16 protein-coding genes and 1 tRNA gene are annotated in these 18,651 nt (G+C 73.6%); 16 read left to right on the plus strand and 1 reads right to left on the minus strand.

What is annotated here, in order from left to right:
* Positions 1–21: 21 nt before the first annotated feature.
* The 13 genes from AC6CKD_RS12230 to AC6CKD_RS12290 all read left to right on the plus strand — a co-directional run bounded on the left by AC6CKD_RS12230 (position 22) and on the right by AC6CKD_RS12290 (position 13,130).
* The gene (locus AC6CKD_RS12230; protein WP_498327135.1) at positions 22–1,077 is read left to right on the plus strand and encodes an ROK family transcriptional regulator; all 1,056 of its coding nucleotides are present in this window, start codon (positions 22–24) and stop codon (positions 1,075–1,077) included.
* Between the two features lie 303 nt (positions 1,078–1,380).
* Positions 1,381–2,142 carry a hypothetical protein gene (locus tag AC6CKD_RS12235; protein ID WP_498327136.1) on the plus strand — a complete coding sequence of 254 codons (762 nt, stop codon included), beginning with the start codon at positions 1,381–1,383 and terminating at the stop codon, positions 2,140–2,142.
* Between the two features lie 36 nt (positions 2,143–2,178).
* Entirely contained in the window at positions 2,179–2,952 is a 774-nt protein-coding gene (locus AC6CKD_RS12240; RefSeq protein ID WP_498327137.1) for a GntR family transcriptional regulator, read from the plus strand.
* 148 nt (positions 2,953–3,100) lie between these two features.
* On the plus strand, positions 3,101–4,222 hold the full coding sequence (locus tag AC6CKD_RS12245; protein WP_498327139.1) for a TIGR03364 family FAD-dependent oxidoreductase: 1,122 nt from the start codon (positions 3,101–3,103) through the stop codon (positions 4,220–4,222).
* 5 nt (positions 4,223–4,227) lie between these two features.
* Positions 4,228–4,950: a phosphonatase-like hydrolase gene (locus AC6CKD_RS12250; RefSeq protein WP_498327140.1), complete on the plus strand. Its 723-nt coding sequence runs from the start codon at positions 4,228–4,230 to the stop codon at positions 4,948–4,950.
* Positions 4,947–5,996, plus strand: coding sequence for an ABC transporter ATP-binding protein (locus tag AC6CKD_RS12255; RefSeq protein WP_498327141.1), 1,050 nt, complete (start codon positions 4,947–4,949; stop codon positions 5,994–5,996). Before AC6CKD_RS12250 ends, AC6CKD_RS12255 begins: the two co-directional genes overlap by 4 nt.
* On the plus strand, positions 5,989–7,014 hold the full coding sequence (locus tag AC6CKD_RS12260) for a 2-aminoethylphosphonate ABC transporter permease subunit (RefSeq protein WP_498327142.1): 1,026 nt from the start codon (positions 5,989–5,991) through the stop codon (positions 7,012–7,014). The genes AC6CKD_RS12255 and AC6CKD_RS12260 overlap by 8 nt, the downstream gene beginning before the upstream one ends.
* On the plus strand, positions 7,001–7,798 hold the full coding sequence (locus AC6CKD_RS12265; protein WP_498327144.1) for an ABC transporter permease: 798 nt from the start codon (positions 7,001–7,003) through the stop codon (positions 7,796–7,798). Before AC6CKD_RS12260 ends, AC6CKD_RS12265 begins: the two co-directional genes overlap by 14 nt.
* 145 nt (positions 7,799–7,943) lie before the next feature.
* Positions 7,944–9,041 (plus strand): 2-aminoethylphosphonate ABC transporter substrate-binding protein, encoded by a 1,098-nt coding sequence (locus AC6CKD_RS12270; RefSeq protein ID WP_498327145.1) that lies wholly within the window; start codon positions 7,944–7,946, stop codon positions 9,039–9,041.
* Between the two features lie 176 nt (positions 9,042–9,217).
* Complete coding sequence (locus tag AC6CKD_RS12275) at positions 9,218–10,750, plus strand: alkaline phosphatase family protein (protein ID WP_498327147.1); 1,533 nt, start codon at positions 9,218–9,220, stop codon at positions 10,748–10,750.
* A gap of 179 nt (positions 10,751–10,929) precedes the next feature.
* Positions 10,930–11,709, plus strand: coding sequence for an HAD-IIA family hydrolase (locus AC6CKD_RS12280; protein ID WP_385372497.1), 780 nt, complete (start codon positions 10,930–10,932; stop codon positions 11,707–11,709).
* 92 nt (positions 11,710–11,801) lie between these two features.
* Positions 11,802–12,455 (plus strand): hypothetical protein, encoded by a 654-nt coding sequence (locus AC6CKD_RS12285; RefSeq protein ID WP_498327148.1) that lies wholly within the window; start codon positions 11,802–11,804, stop codon positions 12,453–12,455.
* A gap of 12 nt (positions 12,456–12,467) precedes the next feature.
* Entirely contained in the window at positions 12,468–13,130 is a 663-nt protein-coding gene (locus AC6CKD_RS12290) for a class F sortase (RefSeq protein WP_498327150.1), read from the plus strand.
* Between the two features lie 64 nt (positions 13,131–13,194).
* Here AC6CKD_RS12290 and AC6CKD_RS12295 read toward each other — a convergent pair.
* Positions 13,195–13,268 (minus strand) — tRNA-Lys (locus AC6CKD_RS12295).
* A 284-nt stretch (positions 13,269–13,552) separates the two neighbouring features.
* On the opposite strand from AC6CKD_RS12295, the gene AC6CKD_RS12300 reads away from it, so the two are divergent.
* The 3 genes from AC6CKD_RS12300 (at position 13,553) to AC6CKD_RS12310 (ending at position 18,568) form a co-directional block, all read left to right on the plus strand.
* On the plus strand, positions 13,553–14,911 hold the full coding sequence (locus AC6CKD_RS12300; protein ID WP_498327568.1) for a peptidoglycan-binding protein: 1,359 nt from the start codon (positions 13,553–13,555) through the stop codon (positions 14,909–14,911).
* Complete coding sequence (locus tag AC6CKD_RS12305) at positions 14,908–17,691, plus strand: SPFH domain-containing protein (RefSeq protein ID WP_498327151.1); 2,784 nt, start codon at positions 14,908–14,910, stop codon at positions 17,689–17,691. The genes AC6CKD_RS12300 and AC6CKD_RS12305 overlap by 4 nt, the downstream gene beginning before the upstream one ends.
* A gap of 250 nt (positions 17,692–17,941) precedes the next feature.
* The gene (locus AC6CKD_RS12310) at positions 17,942–18,568 is read left to right on the plus strand and encodes a lytic polysaccharide monooxygenase auxiliary activity family 9 protein (protein ID WP_498327153.1); all 627 of its coding nucleotides are present in this window, start codon (positions 17,942–17,944) and stop codon (positions 18,566–18,568) included.
* The last annotated feature ends 83 nt before the right edge of the window (positions 18,569–18,651 follow it).

An 18,651-nucleotide genomic window follows, 5' to 3' on the forward strand; every position in this document is an offset into this window, starting at 1 on the left:
GAGGCGAGTGGGGGCACCGGCGTGAATCTGCCGGTGCTGCGCGGGCACAACGACGCGCTGGTGCTGGACCTCCTGCGCGGAGCCGGCCCCGCCGGGCTCGGCCGCGGCGACCTCGCCGCGCGTACGGGGCTCACCCCGCAGGCGGTCAGCAAGATCGCGGCGCGGCTCCGGGGCGAGGGCCTGGTGGCCGACGCCGGGCGCGAGGCGTCCACGGGCGGCAAGCCGCGCACGCTGCTCAGGCTGGTGCCGGAGGCGCGGTACGCGGTCGGGGTGCACCTGGACCGCGACGAGCTCACGGCGGTACGGGTCGACCTGGCGGGCCGCGTCGTCGCCGACGGGCGGGCCCCGCTGGACTTCGGGGCCGGCCCGGACGCGGTGGTCGAGGAGGCCGTACGGGCGGTCGCGCGGGTGTGCGGTGACCGGCCGCTCCTCGGCGTCGGCGTGGCCGCGCCGGGGCCGCTGGACTGGCGGACCGGGGTGCTGGGGCGGGTGACGGGGTTCCCTGAATGGGAGGGGTTCCCGTTGCGGGAGGTGCTGGAGGGGCGGTTGGGGGTTCCCGTGCGGGTGGACAAGGACACCAACGCGGGGGTGGCGGCGGGGGCCGGCTTCGGGGAGGCCGCTTTCGGGGAGGCCGTGGCGTACGTGCACGTCGGCACCGGGCTGGGGGCGGGGCTCCGGCTGGCCGGCGGTGGAGAGGTCTACCGGGGGCGGCGCTCGGCGGCGGGGGAGTTCGGACACCAGGTGCTGCGGCTGGACGGGCCGGCCTGCCGGTGCGGGGGGCGCGGGTGCGCGGAGGTGTTGTGCCTGGACGCGGTGGCCGCGGGCCGGCTGGAGGAAGCGGCGCGGATCGTGGGGGAGGCGGCGGCGAACCTGGTCGCGCTGCTGGATGTGGACCGGGTGTTGCTCGGGGGGCGGGTGGTGGCGGCTGCGCCGGGGGTGTTCCTGGAGGGGGTGCGGGGGGTCTTGGGGGTGCGGGCCTTTGTGGGGGGTGCGGTGAGGGTTGAACTCGCGGAAGGGGGTGTGGCGGAGGGGGCGGCGGAGTTGGTGCTTGGTCCGTTGTTCGGGCGAGGGGGCTGAGGGGGCCGTCCCTTTTCGGGTCCAGCTCCGGCCCCCGCCCCGGCCCCCGCCCCGGCCCCGGCCCCGGCCCCAGCCCAGCCCAGCCCCAGCCCCGGCCCCGGCCCCAGCCCCAGCCCCAGGCCCAGGCAGTCGGTGTCCGCCGAATGGGGGGACATGGGGAGAACTTGGGCGTGGTGCTGGACACGGGGTCGTGCGTGCGTGGGAGGGTGCGGGCAAGGCCGGGATGATTGTCGGGTTGTCCGGCAATCGTTCACGGGTCGTTCGGTTGGTCGTTCTGTCGTCGGCGAGTAGCGAGGGTTTTCCATGCGACTGCGCAAAGTCCTGGCCCTCGCCGCCGTCCTCGTGGCCGCCACCGTCCCCACCGCGTCCGCAGACATCGGTACCGGCGGCGGAGCCCGTCCCGCGCCCGCGCTGCCCTCGCGGGTGGAGGCCAGCTGTGGCGACGCCAAGGGCGCGCAGTTCCCCATCGGCGCCCGCATCCGCGGTGGACCGGCCGTGTACCGGACCGGTGGCGAGGCGCAGACCTGGTACCTCGACCTCACCAACACCACCACCGCCGAGTGCACGGCCATCCATCCCGTCGTCGTCTTCACCGACCAGGCCCGCGCCCTGCGACCCGCCCATTTCCGGATGGAGTTCGACGCCCCCGGCAGCTCGTTTCCGGTCAGCCTGGAGCGCACCGACCGGGACGAGATCATCGCCGTCTTCGACGGTGGCGACGCCTTCTCCGGCTTCACCGTCGGCCCCGGAGGTTCCGTGACCGTCACCGTCCGGCTCGCCTTCGCGCCCGGCTCCCCCCACGGCGAGGTCGTCGCCGACGCCGCGCTGGTCCAGCGCAAGGGTGACGACGGGGACTGGATCGGCGAGGCGGGCGGCTACCGGTTCGAGATCCAGGGCCCGGGCGCGGAGACCGGCGAGGCTGGAGCGCTGGCCCACACCGGCCGCACGCCGGCGGCCTGGGCGTACGGGGCCGGCGCCGCGGCCGCCCTGGCCGGTGGCGGCGGACTCCTGCTCGGTGCCCGCCGGCTGCGCAAGGAGCCGGGCCCGGGCCCGCAGTCCGCGTAGGGGCAGGCCGCGCAGAGGTCCACGTAGAGTCCGAGCGTGGAAGAACCGACCGCCTACGCGCACCACCACCAGCCCGGCCTGCCCGTCCGCTCCGGCATCCCCGAGCACGGCCGCATCCCCAAGTACTACGCCGTCAAGGCCCGCATCGCCGGCCTGCTCGACGAGCTCGGCGAGGGGGGACTCCTCCCCACCGAACGCGATCTCGCCGAGCAGTACGGGGTATCCCGCGAGACCGTCCGCCAGGCCCTGCGCGAGCTGCTGCTGGAGGGCCGGCTTCGCCGCTCGGGGCGCGGCACCGTCGCCGCCGGGCCGAAGCTCGAACAGCCCCTGTCGCTGGCGAGTTACACCGAGGGCGTGCGCCGCCAGGGGCGCACCCCGGGGCGCCGTCTGATCGGCCTGGAGCGCTTCCCCTGTCCGGCCTCCGTGGCCCCGGGCATCGGCGCCGAGCCGGGGGAGCCGCTCTGGCACCTGGAGCGGGTGCTGCTCGCCGACGAGGAGCGGGTCGGACTGGAGAGCACGTACGTCCGGGTCGCCCGCGCACCCCGCCTCGACGTCGATTTCCAGCCGGACTCCTCCTTCTACGGGTACCTCCACGACAGCCTCGGCATCGCCTTCGGCGACGCCGACGAGAAGCTGGAAACGGTCCTCGCCACCCCCCGCGAAGCCCTGCTGATCGGCACCCCGCCCGCGCTGCCCATGCTGCTCATCCACCGGTTCTCCCGGGATCGGGACGGCAGGCCGCTGGAGCGGGTGCGTTCTCTTTACCGTGGTGACCGGTTCAGCTTCACGACCCATCTGCGGCCCGAATAGTCCCGCCCGAAGGCCCCCGTAGACCCTGAAACAGGACGAATTCGCATCACGGAACGGTAACGGGTCTAGTCCAAGCGTTGGAGGCTGTTCACCGGAGCGTCGCCCGCGGGATCCTCCCGGGTCACGGGCCGCCGCCACCTTGGAGCACGTGAGAGTCATAGTCGTCGGAGGCGGCGTGGTAGGCACCATGCACGCCTGGCAAGCAGTGGAACGCGGCCACGAGGTCGTCCAGATCGAGCGAGAGGCGGAGGCCCGCGGCGCGTCATTGCGCAATTTCGGCCAGATCTGGGTCAGTGGACGGGCCGGGGGCGAGGAACTCGACACCGCCCTGCGGGCCCGCGAACTCTGGGAGGCGATCGGTGAGCGGGTCCCCGGCCTGGGCTTCCGCGCCATCGGCTCCCTGACCCCGGTGCGCAACGCCCGCGAGCACGCCGTCGCCGCGGCCGCCGTGGCCCGCCCCGACGCCGCCGCCCGCGGCTACGAGTTGGTCACCGCCGCGGAGGCCAGGGCGGTCAACCCCGCCCTGCGCGGCGCGTTCGAGGCCGCCCTGTGGTGCGAGCGGGACGCGGCCGTGGAGCCGCGCACCGCCCAGCTCCACCTGCGCGAAGCCCTCAAGGCCTCCGGCCGCTACACCTTCCTCCCCGGCCGGGAAGTGCGCGAGGTCGTCGGGAACGGAGCGGTCCGCGACGACCACGGCGACGTCCACCGGGGCGACGCCGTCGTCCTCGCCACCGGCGCCTGGCTCTCCGGGCTGGTCCGCGAGCTGGTCCCCGACCTGCCCGTGCGCCGCGTCCGGCTGCAGATGATGCAGACCGCCCCGCTCGGCGAGTCCCTGACGACCTCGGTCGCCGACGCCGACAGCTTCCGCTACTACCCCGCCTACACGAGCGAAGCCCTCGACGAGCTCAACGCCGAACAGGCCCAGGCGCCGATCGCCGCCGCGCACAAGATGCAGCTCCTGATGGTGCAGCGGCAGGACGGCGGACTGACCATCGGGGACACCCACGAGTACGAGCACCCCTTCGCTTTCGACACCCTCGAAGACCCCTACGCGCACCTCAGCGGAGTCGTCGAGTCCTTCCTGGGCCGCCCGCTGCCGCATATCCGGCGCCGCTGGGCGGGTGTGTACGCGCAGTGCACGGACACCACCCGCGTCGTCCACCGCCAGCAGGTGGCCGACGGCGTCTGGCTGGTGACCGGGCCCGGCGGCCGGGGCATGACCTGCTCGCCCGCCATAGCCGAAACCACCGCGAACGAACTGGGCTGGTAAGCACCATGACCGACACCCCCACCCCCACCCCCACCCCCCGCACCCACCGGCTGATCGTCCTCGACATGGCCGGCACCACCGTCGCCGACGGCGGCCTCGTCGAGCGCGCCTTCGAACGGGCCGCCGAACGCCTCGGCGTCGAGCCGGGCAGCGCCGACCACGCCGCGAAGCTCCAGTACGTCCGCGACACCATGGGCGAGTCGAAGATCTCCGTCTTCCGCCACCTCTTCGGCGCCGAGGACCTCGCCCGGCGCGCCAACTCCGCCTTCGAGGAGGCCTACGGATCGCTGGTGGACGGCGGCCTCATCGCCCCGGTCCCCGGCGCCCGCGAGACCGTCGAGAAGCTCCGCGCCGACGGCCGCACCGTGGTCCTGACCACCGGCTTCGCCCGCGTCACCCAGGACGCCATCCTCGACGCCCTCGGCTGGCAGGGCCTGGCCGACCTCACCCTGTGCCCCGCCGACGCGGGCGGCCGCGGCCGGCCCTACCCGGACATGGTGCTGGCCGCCTTCCTGCGCACCGGCGCCGTGGCCGACGTACGCGACACCGTGGTCGCCGGCGACACGGCGTACGACATGCTCAGCGGCGTCCGCGCCGGCGCCGGGATCGTGGCGGGCGTGCTCACCGGCGCCCACGACCGCGCGGCCCTGACGGAGCACGGCGCCACGCACGTCCTGGCTTCCGTCGCCGACCTCCCCGCACTCCTGGAAGGGGAGCCCGGCGCGTGAGCGGCATCCGCTTCGACTCCGTCTCGGTCGCCTACGGCGGCAACACCGTCCTGGACTCCCTCGACCTGACCGTCGAGCCCGGCGAGGTCATGGCGCTGCTCGGCCCCTCCGGCTCCGGCAAGACCACGGCCCTGCGCGCGGTGGCCGGCTTCGTCCGGCCCGCCTCGGGCCGGATCCTGATCGGCGGCCGGGACGTCACCGCGCTCCCGCCGCACAAGCGCGGCATCGGCATGGTCGTCCAGCAGTACGCGCTCTTCCCCCACATGCGCGTCGCGGACAACGTCGCCTTCGGCCTGCGCGCGCAGAAGGCGCCCAAGGCGGAGATCCCCGGCCGCGTCGCCGGGGCCCTGGAGATGACCGGGATGGCTGCCTACGCCGAGCGCTACCCGCGCGAGCTGTCCGGCGGGCAGCAGCAGCGCGTGGCCATCGCCCGCGCCCTCGCCATCCGCCCCGGGGTCCTCCTCCTGGACGAGCCGCTGTCCGCGCTCGACGCGCAGCTCCGGTCCGGGATGCTCGCCGAACTGGCCCGGCTGCACCGCGAACTGCCCGACGTGTCGATCCTCTACGTCACCCACGACCAGGTCGAGGCGCTGACCCTGGCCGACCGGATCGCCGTCATGGACCGGGCCCGCCTCCAGGACTGCGGCACCCCGCAGGAGCTGTACCGGGCCCCGCGCACGGAGTTCACCGCCTCCTTCGTGGGCAACGCCAACCTGCTGCCCGTCACCGTGTCCGACGGGGGCGCGCTCTTCGCCGGGCACCCCCTCACGCTCGATGCGGGCCGCGCCGCCGTCGGCGCCGGCGCCACGCTGTGCATACGCCCGCACCTGCTCGGCCTCGGTGCCGGACCCAACGCGCTGAGCGGGACCATCACCGAGGTGCAGTGGCGCGGTGCGACCCACCGGCTCTACGTGGACATCGAGGGCCACCGCGTCAAGGCGGACCTGCCCGAACTGCGCGAGACCCCGGCTCTGGGCGACCGCGTCACCCTGCACTTCGAGCCGCGCGACGCCGTGCTGCTGGCCGCAGGGGTGTCCGATGCCTGAGGCCGTGCCGCGGACGGGTGCCATCCCGGCCCAGAGCCCCGCCGGCCCCGCCGACCCCGCCGCCTCCACCGCGGGCGGAACCTCGCGGAGCGGGGCCCGCGAGCCCGGGCAGGGCCCCGGCCCGGCCGGCGGCTCCGGCCGGGCGGAGCGCGCTCCCGCCGCCGGCCCCAGCCCGGCGGGACCCGCAGGCGGGCCCCGCAGCGTCCCCGGCTGGCTGTGGACCGTGCCTCCCGTCGCCGTGCTCGCCGTGGTCTTCCTCTATCCCCTCGCGCTGGTCGTCCAGCAGTCCCTGACGCCCGAGAACGGGGGCGCCGCCTTCGACGCCTACGTCTCCGTCTTCGCCTCGCACTCCTTCCGCGAGGCCCTCGGCACCACGGTCTGGCTGGCCGTCGGCGCGACCGCCGGCTGCCTGGTCCTCGGCTTCGCGCTCGCGCTGGTCATCGCCTTCGTCCCGTTCCCCGGGGCACGCGCCGTGGCCAAGTTCATCGACGTCTTCCTCTCCTTCCCCTCCTTCCTCATCACCCTCGCCCTCCTCTTCGTCTACGGCACGGTCGGCATGGCCAACGGCCTGTGGACCGACACCTTCGGCGTCACCGAGGGGCCCTTCCACTTCCTGACCACCCCGTGGGGCGTCCTCCTCGCGGAGATCACCTACTTCACGCCCTTCGTGATGCGCCCGCTGCTCGCCGCCTTCTCCCAACTGGACACCGCCCAGCTGGAGGTGGCCTCCTCGCTCGGCGCGAAGCCCGGCCGCATCATCCGGCGGGTGATCCTCCCCGAGGCCCTCCCGGCCCTCGCCGCCGGCGGCAGCCTCGTCCTCGTCATGTGCCTCAACGAGTTCGGGATCGTCCTGTTCACCGGAGCCAAGGACGTCACCACGCTCCCGATGCTCATCTACGGCAAGGCGATCCTCGAATCCGACTACGCGGCCGCCTGCGTGGTCGCCGTCGTCAACATCGTGATCTCCGTCGGCCTGTTCGGCCTCTACCGGGTGGTGAGCAAGCGTGCTGGTGCATAGCAAGAGCGGCCGCTGGGCCGCCTGGAGCCTCTTCGGCATCCTCTTCCTGCCCCTCTTCGCCCTGCCGCTGCTCGTCGTGGTGGCCGCGTCCTTCTCCACGCACTGGTCCGGGGCCTTCCCCTCCGGCCCCACCACCGAGAACTACGCCGCGGCCGTCCGGGGCGAATCCCTCCAGGCGCTCACCACCTCGCTGCTCACCGCCCTGGCCGCCAGCCTGATCGCGCTCACCGTCGGCACCTGGGCGGCGCTCGCCGCCGCCGGGCTCCGCAAGCGCGGCAAAAGCTCCCTGGACGCGCTGTTCATGCTGCCGGTCGCCGTACCGTCCGTTGTCGTCGGCCTCGCCGTGCTCGTCGCCTTCAGCAAGCCGCCGCTGCTCCTCAACGGCACCAGCTCGATCGTGATCCTGGCGCACACGATCCTTGTCACGGCGTTCGCCTACCAGTCGGTTTCGGCTGCCATCGTGCGTCTCGACCCCGCGTACGAGCAGGCCGCTGCTTCCCTGGGAGCCCGCCCCGCCTACGTGCTGTGGCGGGTCAAGCTCCCCCTCCTGCTGCCGTCGCTCACCGCGGCGGCCGGCCTCTGCTTCGCCCTGTCCATGGGCGAGCTGAGCGCCACGATGATGCTCTACCCGCCGGACTGGATGCCCCTGCCCGTCCGCATCTTCACCGCCACCGACCGCGGTTCGCTCTTCACCGGCTCCGCCGTCGCCGTGGTCCTGATGGCCACCACCCTGCTGGTCCTGCTGGCCGTCTCCCGCGTCCGCACCAGGGCCGCGTACCGCTGACGCGTCACGGCGGCATCCCACCGCCGAACCCCTGCTCGGACCCCGCAGCCGGATCCCTGCTCCACCCCCGCTGCGAGACCCGCTCACGCCTGCTGATTCCCGTGCTGATTCCCCTGCTGACTCCCTTTCCCCGTAAGGAAGTTCCATGCCCAGCAACAAGCACCACCTGCGCGTCACCGCCGCCGTCACCGGCAGTCTCGTCCTCGCCGCCGGCCTGACCGCCTGCGCGGACTCCTCCTCGGCCGATTCCGCCGATTCCGCCGGAGGCAAGGGCGGCGGCGAGAAGATCGTCACCGTCTACAGCGCCGACGGCCTCAAGAGCGACAAGGGCGACGGCTGGTACGACAAGGTCTTCGCCGACTTCACGAAGAAGACCGGCATCGAGGTCAAGTACGTGGAGGGCGGCTCGGGGGAGATGGTGCAGCGCGCCGTCCGCGAGAAGACCAACACGCAGGCCGACGTGCTGATCACGCTGCCCCCGTTCATCCAGCAGGCCGACGGCAAGGGCCTCCTCCAGGCCTACGCGCCGCAGGGCGCCGACAAGGTCAACGGGGCGAACAAGTCCTCCGACGGCAAGTGGACCTCGGTCGTCAACAACTACTTCGGCTTCATCTACAACAAGAAGGAGCTGGCCGCGGCCCCCAAGACCTGGGAAGAGCTGCTGGACCCCATGTACAAGGGCAAGCTCCAGTACTCCACCCCGGGCGTCGCGGGCGACGGCACCGCGGTACTCATCAAGTCGATGCACGACTTCGGCGGCAAGGAGCCGGCGATGGCGTACCTGAAGAAGCTCCAGGCCAACAACGTCGGCCCGTCCTCCTCCACCAGCAAGCTCGCGCCGAAGACCGACAAGGGCGAGCTCCTCGTCGCCAACGGCGACGTCCAGATGAACTTCGCGCAGTCCAAGTCCATGCCGAACATCGGCATCTGGTTCCCCGCCAAGGACGGCGGCAAGCCCACCACGTTCTCCCTCCCGTACGCGGCCGGCCTCGTCGACAAGGCCCCGCACACCGAGAACGGCAAGAAGCTCCTCGACCACCTGCTCAGCGAGGACGCCCAGAAGCTGGTCAGCGGCGTCGGCGGCGGCTTCCCGGCCCGCACGGACGTCAAGCCCACCGACGCCAACGCCGTCGAGCTCACCAAGCTGATGACCGGAGTCGAGATCTTCGAGCCGGACTGGGCCGACATCGACAAGAACCTCACCGGCTACGTCGACGCGTGGAAGTCGGCCACCGGAAGCTGACCCGTCGCCTCCCGGTCACTCACGGCCGGGATAGTGACGCATGGATAACGGGTCTGGACCGAGTCTCGCCTTCGGTCCGGACCCGCCGTACGCTCGCTCGCGCTGCCGCACGACCGTACGACCGCACGCCCCGTACGTCCCCTGCGCCTTCCCCACGATTACTCCCGGAGGAGTACGTGCCCACTGTCCTGTCCGGACGGACCCTCGCCGTGGCCGCCACCGCCACCGCCCTGCTCGCCACCGGCCTCGCCGCCCACGCCGCGACCGCCGACGAAGCCTCCGCCGTCGCCGTCACGAACAAGGTGCTCGTCATCGGCCTCGACGGCGCGGTCCTCGACCGCGTCAAGGTCGCCAACGCCCCCCACCTGAACGGCCTGATGGCCCAGGGCCTGACCGCCAAGAGCACCCTGTACGCGAACCCGATGGGCGCCACCTCCTCGGGCCCCGGCTGGTCCACCATCGCCACCGGCGTCTGGCCCGACAAGCACGGCGTGAAGGACAACTCCTTCACCGGCAAGAACTACACGGCCTACCCGGACTTCCTGACCCGCATCGAGAACGCCAACCCGGCGCTCAACACGTACGCGGCCGCCGACTGGGAGCCCATCACCTCCACCGACCAGAACGGCCCGATCTTCTCGGCCAAGGTCGACAAGCGCCTCTCCCTCAAGGGCGACCGCGACGGCTACCACGCCGAGGACCCGAAGATCGCCGCCGCGGCCTCCGCCGAACTGCGCGACCAGAACCCGGACGCCGCCTTCGTCTACTTCGGCGACATCGACCACGCCGGCCACTCCTACGGCGCGGCCAGCCAGCAGTACCTGGACACCATCGCCGAGTCCGACGCACTGGTCGGCAAGCTCCTCACCGCCGTCCAGAACCGCCCGACCTACGCCCAGGAGAACTGGAAGATCCTGGTCACCACCGACCACGGCCACACCAACACCGGTGGCCACGGCGGCTCCAGCATCCAGGAGCGCGGCACCTTCGTCCTCGCCAAGGGCGCCGGAATCCCGGCCGGGTCGGTACGCAACGACGTGAGGCTCGTCGACGTCGCGGCGACCGCGCTCGCCCAGGTCGGGGTCACCCCCGGCTCCGCGATCGACGGCATCCCGCTGGGCGCCCCGGACGACGGCGACGCCTTCGACACCCTGCGCCCGAACCTCCAGGCGCGCGTGGACGAGACGGGCATCCCGATCGCCACCAAGGGCTTCACGCACACCCCGCCGGCCGGCTGGTCCGTCGACAACTCCAAGATGGGCACGGGCGGTGTCACCGAGTGGGCCGGATGGGCCTTCGCGACCGACGAGTTCTGGAGCCAGGCACAGCGCGACCAGTGGCGCGAGCTGAACGTCCGCTCCCGTGACGTGTTCGCCGTCGCCGACTCCGACGAGTGGGACGACAAGACCCACACCGGCTCCTACGACTCCACCCTCATCACCCCCAAGTGGGCGGTCACCGGCGGCACCACGCGCAACCTGACCTTCCAGACCCACTACCGCCACGAGGCCGGCCAGACCGCCCAGGTCCTCGTCTCCTACAACGGCGGTACCCCGGCGCTCGTCAAGAGCTACACCGCCGACGCAGTCGCCCGGTCCGAGTCGATCGCGCTCCAGGTCCCGGCCGGCGCCACCGACGTCCAGGTCCGCTTCCGCTACGCGGGCAGCAACAACTGGTACTGGACCGTGGACAACGTGAAGCTCGGCTGAGGTCGCTTTCGGCGGGTACGGGACCTTTGGTGCGGGTCCCTGACGGGCCTTCGCGGCGACCCGTTCCGCCGTGCGGTCCGGGCCGTGGACGCCCCACGCGTCCGCGGTCCGGCCCCGATAGGGTGGTAGAGACCAGAGGTCACCGAGGTCAGAGGTCACCGAGAGCGGAGAACAGTCCCGTGGCAGAGCGCAAGCCGATCGAATCCTGGCTCACCGACATGGACGGGGTCCTCGTCCACGAGGGCATCCCGATCCCCGGCGCCGACGCCTTCATCAACCGGCTGCGCGAGTCCGGCAAGCCCTTCCTGGTGCTGACCAACAACTCCATCTACACCCCGCGCGACCTCCAGGCCCGGCTGAGCCGGATGGGCCTGTCGGTCCCGGTGGAGAACATCTGGACCTCGGCCCTGGCCACCGCGAAGTTCCTCGACGACCAGCGTCCGGGCGGCACCGCGTACGTCATCGGCGAGGCCGGCCTGACCACCGCCCTGCACGACATCGGCTACATCCTGACCGACCACGAGCCGGACTACGTGGTCCTGGGCGAGACCCGGACGTACAGCTTCGAGGCCATGACCAAGGCGGTCCGCCTGATCAACGCGGGCGCCCGCTTCATCTGCACCAACCCGGACGAGACCGGCCCCTCCGCCGAGGGCCCGCTGCCCGCCACGGGCGCGGTCGCCGCGCTGATCACCAAGGCGACGGGCAAGAAGCCGTACTTCGCCGGCAAGCCCAACCCGCTGATGATGCGGACCGGGCTGAACGCCATCGGGGCGCACTCCCACAGCAGCGCGATGATCGGCGACCGGATGGACACCGACATCCTGGCCGGGCTGGAGGCGGGCATGCAGACCTTCCTCGTGCTGACCGGTCTGACGTCGGTCGAGGACACCGAGAAGTTCCCGTACCGACCGACCCACACCTTCGACTCCATCGCCGATCTGGTCGATCTGGTTTAGCGCGTACGGCTGACACGTACGGGCCAAGAGGGCGCCGCTCCGGATGCGGAGCGGCGCGCCGCGCGTGAATCTCCTTGTTGAGGAGGTTCACCATGCGCAGTGATCTTATCGCTCTCCGTGTCACCGGGGTGGCCGTCGCCCTGACGGCCCTGTCCGCCGTGACCGCTCCCTCCGCCTTCGCGGAGGAAGGGAACCGCGACCGCGGCAGTGTCTCGGTCGACCCCAACCCGGCGGAACCGGGGGCGCAGGTCAAACTGCGCGTCCGCGGCTGCGAGGACGACTGGGCCGTCGCCTCGTCCGTCGTCTTCGTCTCCGAGGTCCGCCTTTCCACCGGCCGCGACGACCGCCGCACCCTGTGGGGCGACGCGATGATCCGCTCCTGGGTCGAGCCGGGCCGCCACGACATCAAGATCAAGTGCGGCGGCCGCGGCGGCGAACGCGAGTGGGGCACGATCGAGATCGAGCGCCGCCGGGAGCACCACCGCCCCAGCCCCCACCACACACCCGTCTGGCCGGTCCACGCGGGCGGCGGCGGCATGTCCGAGGAGATCGCCGAGAAGTCGAAGGCGGCCGGCGCGGCGGAGCCCGCCGATGCGGCGCAGCTCGCCGCCGCGGCGAAGAAGAGCCCCGAGGGCGAGGGGCCGGGCCTGCCGCACACGGTGATCGGCGCCGTGCTCGCCGCCGCCGCCACCCTCGCGGTCGCCGGCCGGGCACTGGCCCTGCGCCGCCGCCGCAGCGGCGAGTGACCGGGTGATCGGGTGAGCGGGGAGCCGAGGAGCTCCGGCGGCTCCCGGCTGCTGACCTTCGCCGCCTGGTCGGTGCTGGTCCTCGGCCTGTGGCTGTGGGGCCGCGAGATCACCGGCGTGGCGATACCCCTGCCCGGCCAGGCCGGCGGACCGGCCGCCCCGGGCCTGCCCGCGGCACACACCCCGCTGGGGCCGGCCGCGCCCGCGCGGGTCGACGTACCGTCCCTGGGCGTCCAGGCCCCGGTCATGGTCCGGGACCTCGACGCTACGGGGGCGATCGAAGCGCCCCCGTACGAGAATCCGGGCACGGTCGGCTGGTGGCGCGGCGGCGCCCAGCCCGGCACGGCCGGGACCGCGCTGCTGGTCGGGCACGTGGACACGCGGTCGAAGCCGGCCGTCTTCTACGGCCTGAGCTCGGCGAAGGCGGGCGACAAGGTGCGCGTGCTGCGGGCCGACGGCTCGGTGGCGGAGTTCACGATCGAGGACGTACGGGTCCACGAGCGCGCGGGCTTCGATCCCGCCGAGGTGTACGGCCCCAAGGTCCGGGGCCGTGCCGAACTGCGGCTGGTCACCTGCGGCGGCACCTACGACAAGGCGGCCAGGCAGTACTCGGCGAACGTGGTGGTGTCGGCGTACCTGACGGGCGTCGGACTCCGCCCGGGAACGGCGGTCTGAACCGGCCCCGCGCACACGAAGAAGCCCCTCGCAGTTCTCACTGCGAGGGGCTTCTCTGCGTCTGTGCGCCGCCAGGGACTCGAACCCCGGACCCGCTGATTAAGAGTCAGCTGCTCTAACCAACTGAGCTAGCGGCGCTTGGTGACAGGGAAAACTCTACCGCACCGCTGCGGGTGCTCGTGACAAGCCGCGCGCGTTCTGTCCGATTAACCCATGTTTGGGGGGTTTGTCGTGCACGATATGTCTGGGCCAGGCCGGATCTGATGCCCCGCCAGATGCGGTCCCGGCCGACCAGTGACGAGCAGGGGAGTGGACGGAACCGCATGACGATGCAGCCTCCGACGCACGAGTACGAAGCGACGCCGGTGCCGGTGCTGGTGCCGGTGCCGATGGCGATGGCGAGGGCCGAGGCGGTGCCGCCGATGCCACTGCCCTCCTTCGAGGAGTACGAACCCGCCGGCGACTGCCCGTGCCGAGGCTGCGCCCGCCGCCGCACGCTCGCGCGCGCCCGGGCCATACCGCTGCGCGACGGCGGGCACCCCGCCGCGCGCGGAGCCCGCCGCGCGCTGGTCCTGGCCACCGCCGCGGGCGTGGTGCTCGGCGGCGGGGGAGCGGCCGTGGCCACGGCGGCGCCGGGCTCCGGCGGACGGGTGGCCCTGGACGACCCCGGCTCCCCGCAGGGCGGCCGGGCCCCGCTGCACGGGCCGAAGGGGGCCAAGGGCGCGAAGGGCACCCCCGCGAAGCCCGCCGGGCTGCCGGGAGCGCCCTCGGCGGTGAAGCGGACCGACCGGGCGACGATCATCAACCGGGCCAAGCTGTGGCTGGACGCGCAGGTCCCGTACAGCATGTCCGAGTACTGGTCGGACGGGTACCGGCAGGACTGCTCCGGCTACGTCTCGATGGCCTGGAACCTCGGCACCAACGAATGGACCGGCAGCCTCGACACGTTCGCGACGCGGATCACGAAGGAGCAGCTGCTCCCCGGAGACATGCTGCTGTTCCACAACCCCGCCGACCCCAACAAGGGCTCGCACGTCGTGCTCTTCGGCGGGTGGGTGGACGAGACGCGCACGCACTACGTCGCCTACGAGCAGACCCGGCCCACGACCCGGAAGCTGGCCACGCCGTACGGCTACTGGAACAACGCGGTGAAGTACATCCCGTACCGGTTCAACGGGGTGGCGGGCGGAGCCGTTCCCGAGCCGCCGGTCACGGGCGAGCCGCCCGCGCCGGGCGGCACGCCGGCCGTCTCGGCCACCTACCCCGGTGCGTCGAAGTTCGGCCCGGGCGCGGACAACGCCTACGTCGCCCAGCTCGGCCGGATGCTGTCCGACCGGGGCGGGCTGCGCTTCTACCCGAAGGGCGTCGGCACGAAGTGGTCCGACGCCGACCGGCAGGCGACCGCGGCCTTCCAGCGCGCCCAGGGCTGGACGGGCGGGGACGCCGACGGCCTTCCGGGCGCGCACACCTGGCGGCTGCTCGCCAAGCACCAGGGCAAGGACATCCCGCCGACCACGGGCGGCGCGCCGGGCCCGGCGGGCAAGCCCGCCTACCCCGGGGCGTCCGCCTTCCGGCCGGGCGCGTCCCACCCGTCCATCACCGCCCTTGGCCGCCAGCTGGTGAAGAAGGGCTTCGGCAAGTACTACACGTCCGGACCGGGCCCCCGCTGGGGCGAGGCCGACCGCCGCAACGTCGAGGCGTTCCAGCGCGCCCAGGGCTGGCGCGGCGCCGAGGCCAACGGCTACCCGGGCCCGGAAACCTGGCGCCGGCTGTTCGCATGACGGAGGCAACGATGTACCCCACGCGCACGACCTCGACCACAGGCACCTTCGAGATCCCCCCGCACCCGACCCCCCGAGCGGCGACCCCGGCCCCGGCCACCCCGACTCCGGCCGAAGCCGAACAGCCCACGGCGCCGCAGCCCGCGATCACGCCGGGCGGAGCCGCCCCGGCGGCTGCCACCCCCCGGTGGTCCGTTCCGGCCGACCCCGACCGGGCCGCTCCGCTGCCCCCCGCGCCCGCGCCGGCAGAGGACGTGCCGGTCACCGCAGGGTGGGCCGTCGCCGGGTCCGGTACCGAGCCGGCCGCGCCCGACCGGGCCGTGTCCACACCGGCTACCGCCCGGTGGGCAGCCGCCGAGGCGGCCGGTACCGAGCGGGGCTCGTACCTGTCGGCTGCTCCTGACCCGGCCGTGCCCGTGCCGGGCGCAGCCGTGCCGGTTGCCACCGGATGGGTCCCGGCCGAGGCCGCCGCCGAGCGGGACTTGGACATGCCGGCCGCGGCCGACCGGGCCGGGTCCACACCAACTGCCGCACGGTGGGCAGCCGCCGAGGCCGTCGGTACCGAGCGGGGCTCGTACCTGTCGGCTGCTCCTGACCCGGCCGTGCCCGTGCCGGGCGCAGCCGTGCCGGTCGCTACCGGATGGGTCCCGGCCGAGGCCGCCGCCGAGCGGGACTTGGACATGCCGGCCGCGGCCGACCAGGCCCTGTCCGCACCGGCTGCCGCACGGTGGGCAGCCGCCGAGGCCGCTGCCGAGCGGGGCTCGCACCCGTCGGCCGCGCCCGACTCGGCCGTGGACTCCGGCGCGGCGGCGGTGACCGGGTGGGCCGCGCCCACCGGTTGGGCACTGGCGGCGGAGCCGTCCGTGCCCGCCCGCGCCGAAGCCTCCCCCCGGCCGGCGGCGGCCGGGGCCGACTGGGACGCGGACGGGCTCCTCGCCGTGGGTGCGGGGGAGTCCGCGCGCAGCGACGTACCGGCGGCGCGCGGCCGGGCCGAGCCGGGTCTGGACATCCCGCACCCCCAGGACGAGGCGGCCCACGCCGGCGCGGCCACGCTCCGGCTGCGGAACCCCGATGCCGAATCCGCCCGGCCCCACCCGCAGGACGAGGCCTGGCCCCCGGCCGCCGCACCCGCCCCGGGCGGGTCCCTCGCCGCCGCGGTGCGGACCGCGCCCGGCGAGGGCTCGTACGCCGCAGCGGACCGCGCCCCCCGGCACGCGGGTCCGCCCGCCGCCTGGGACCTGCCCGGACAGGGCGGCTCGTCCGGCGACCAGGGCCGCGCTCCGCAGCACGCGGTCCCGGCCCCGGCCCCGGAGGCCGAGTACGCGGATCCGTGCCCCGTACGGGACCTGCCCCAGCCGGGAGACGCCGCCCCGCCAGGCGGGCGGGAGCTGACGTGGTCCGTGCCCGCTCCGGCCGGTGCCGGTGCCGGTGCCGGTGACTCCGGCCCCGTCGGCAACGGCCCCGTCGGCGAAGGCGGGCCCGGGCGGGAGGCCGCGGACGGCGAGGGCTCCGACGGCGACGCCGGCCCCGGCGACCCCGCACCCGCCGCGCAGCCCGCGACCGGCGGCGGAGTCGTCCCCGGGCCCGGGGCGGCAGAGGTGGCCGAGGTCGTCGCACGAGCCGTGGCGCGGATCGCGGAGGACGACACGCAGGACCTGCCCCTGGTCGCCCCGGCGCGCGGGGTCGCGGTGACCGAGGTGCCGGTGCACCTCCCGTTCCGCGGCGCCGCCCAGCCGAAGCAGCCGAACCCGCAGCAGGAGCAGGAGCAGGAGCAGGAGCAGGAGCAGAAGCAGGAGCAGGAGCAGGAGCAGAAGCCGAGGCAGCCGCAGCCGAAGGCGCGGGCCGTCGCCACGCCCCCGTCCGCCCCCGGCCGCCGCGTGCCCCGTGGCGACGACCGGCTCCACGAGCACCGCGGCCCGGTGCTGCCCGGCTGGATCGGGGTGGCCGTCGGCGGGATCGCGCTCGCCGGCTGCGCCGTCGTGCTCTGGCGGGCCGGGGCCGTCCCCGACTCCCTCGCGCTGGCGTTCGGCGCGGAGCCCCGCCCCTACCGGGGACTGCAGGCGCGATTCTGGCCGCCGCTCGCCTTCCTCGGGGTCGTCGCCCTCCTCGCCCTCGGCGGGCTGGGCCGGGGCCGGGCCGGCCACGCCTGGGTGCTCACCCTCTTCGGCCGCTACCGCGGCACCGTCCGCCGTACCGGCCTGACCTGGATCAGCCCCCTGCTGCTGCGCCGCCGGGTCGACGTCCGGCTGCGGCACTGGCGCAGCGACCCGATGCCCGCCGTCGACTCCGGCGGGCTCGCCCTCCAGGTCGTCGTCCAGGTGGTCTGGCAGGTCAAGGACACCGCCCGCGCCACCCTGGCCGTGGAAGACCACGTGGACTACCTCGCCGAGCAGGTCGAATCGGCCATGGCCCGCGTCCTGTCCCAGCTCCCCGCCGACGCCTTCCACGAGGCCGCCCCGACCCTGCGCGACGCCGAAGCCGTCGGTGACGCGCTGACCCGGATGCTGGCGGCCGAGACCGAGGCGGTCGGTGTGGAGGTGTTCTCGGCGCAGCCCACCCGGATCGAGTACGCCCCGGAGGTCGCGGACGCCATGCGCCGGCGCCGGGTCGCGGCGATCGACGCCAAGCACCGGGACACCGTCCTGACCTCGGTGGTCGACGCGGTGGACGACACCGTCCACCGCCTCACCTCGCGCGGGATCGTGGAGCTCGACGACTACGAGCGCAAGGCCCTCGTGAAGGACCTGACCGTCGCCTTCTACACGGGCCGCGCGGAGTAGCCCTCACCGGACGGCGGGCGAGGCCCGCCGTCCCCGGGCCGACGGAAGAACGGGTGGATCCGGGTGGACCGGACCACCCGTTCTCCCATTGGTCTGGACATGGCCAACTCCCGTCAATACTGTGGGACTTGGTCTAGACCTAAAACCAGAACTCGCGAACGGGCCGTGCCGCCGACACCGGTACGGCCCATCCCCACGCGTGCGCACGCTCTCTCCGGACATCCCCCCACGTTCAAGGAGCACCAGCATCATGCGTTCCTTCCGCATGCCCAGAACCAAGCGGGCCGCCGCCACGGCCACCGCCACCACCGTCGGCCTCGGAGTCGTCGCCGCCCTCGCGCTCGTCACGGCCCCCACCGCCAGCAGCCACGGGTACACCGACACCCCGATCAGCCGCCAGAAGCTCTGCGCCAACAAGACCGTCTCCGACTGCGGCCCCATCCAGTGGGAGCCCCAGAGCGTCGAGGGCCTCAAGGGGTTCCCCGCCGCAGGTCCCGCCGACGGCCGCATATGTGCGGGCAACCACCCGGAGTTCGCCCAGCTCGACGACCCGCGCGGGGGCGCCTGGCCGGCCACCCCGGTGACCGGCGGGCAGAGCTACGGCTTCCGCTGGCAGTTCACCGCGAACCACTCCACCACCGACTTCCGGTACTACGTCACCAAGAACGGCTGGGACTCCACCAAGCCGCTCACCCGCGCCGCCCTCGACCCGCAGCCCTTCCTGACGGTCGCCTACAACGGCGCCCGCCCCGCCATGACCACCGTCCACCAGGGCGCCATGCCGAGCGGCAAGACCGGCCGGCACCTGATCCTCGCCGTGTGGACCGTCAACGACACCCCGATGGCCTTCTACTCCTGCTCCGACGTCCAGTTCTGACCACCAGCGGCCACCGGCGACCACCGGAGACCGCAGGCTCCCCGCCCGGCGTTCAGTTCTGACGGAACGTCAGCTATTGTCCG

This window comes from Streptomyces sp. GQ60, from assembly GCF_059758875.1.

Coding starts and splice junctions, on each gene's coding strand:
- AC6CKD_RS12235 (WP_498327136.1), top strand. CDS start 1,381: ATGCGACTGCGCAAAGTCCTGGCCCTCGCCGCCGTCCTCGTGGCCGCC.
- AC6CKD_RS12250 (WP_498327140.1), top strand. CDS start 4,228: ATGACCGACACCCCCACCCCCACCCCCACCCCCCGCACCCACCGGCTG.
- AC6CKD_RS12260 (WP_498327142.1), top strand. CDS start 5,989: ATGCCTGAGGCCGTGCCGCGGACGGGTGCCATCCCGGCCCAGAGCCCC.
- AC6CKD_RS12270 (WP_498327145.1), top strand. CDS start 7,944: ATGCCCAGCAACAAGCACCACCTGCGCGTCACCGCCGCCGTCACCGGC.
- AC6CKD_RS12285 (WP_498327148.1), top strand. CDS start 11,802: ATGCGCAGTGATCTTATCGCTCTCCGTGTCACCGGGGTGGCCGTCGCC.
- AC6CKD_RS12300 (WP_498327568.1), top strand. CDS start 13,553: ATGCCACTGCCCTCCTTCGAGGAGTACGAACCCGCCGGCGACTGCCCG.
- AC6CKD_RS12305 (WP_498327151.1), top strand. CDS start 14,908: ATGACGGAGGCAACGATGTACCCCACGCGCACGACCTCGACCACAGGC.
- AC6CKD_RS12310 (WP_498327153.1), top strand. CDS start 17,942: ATGCGTTCCTTCCGCATGCCCAGAACCAAGCGGGCCGCCGCCACGGCC.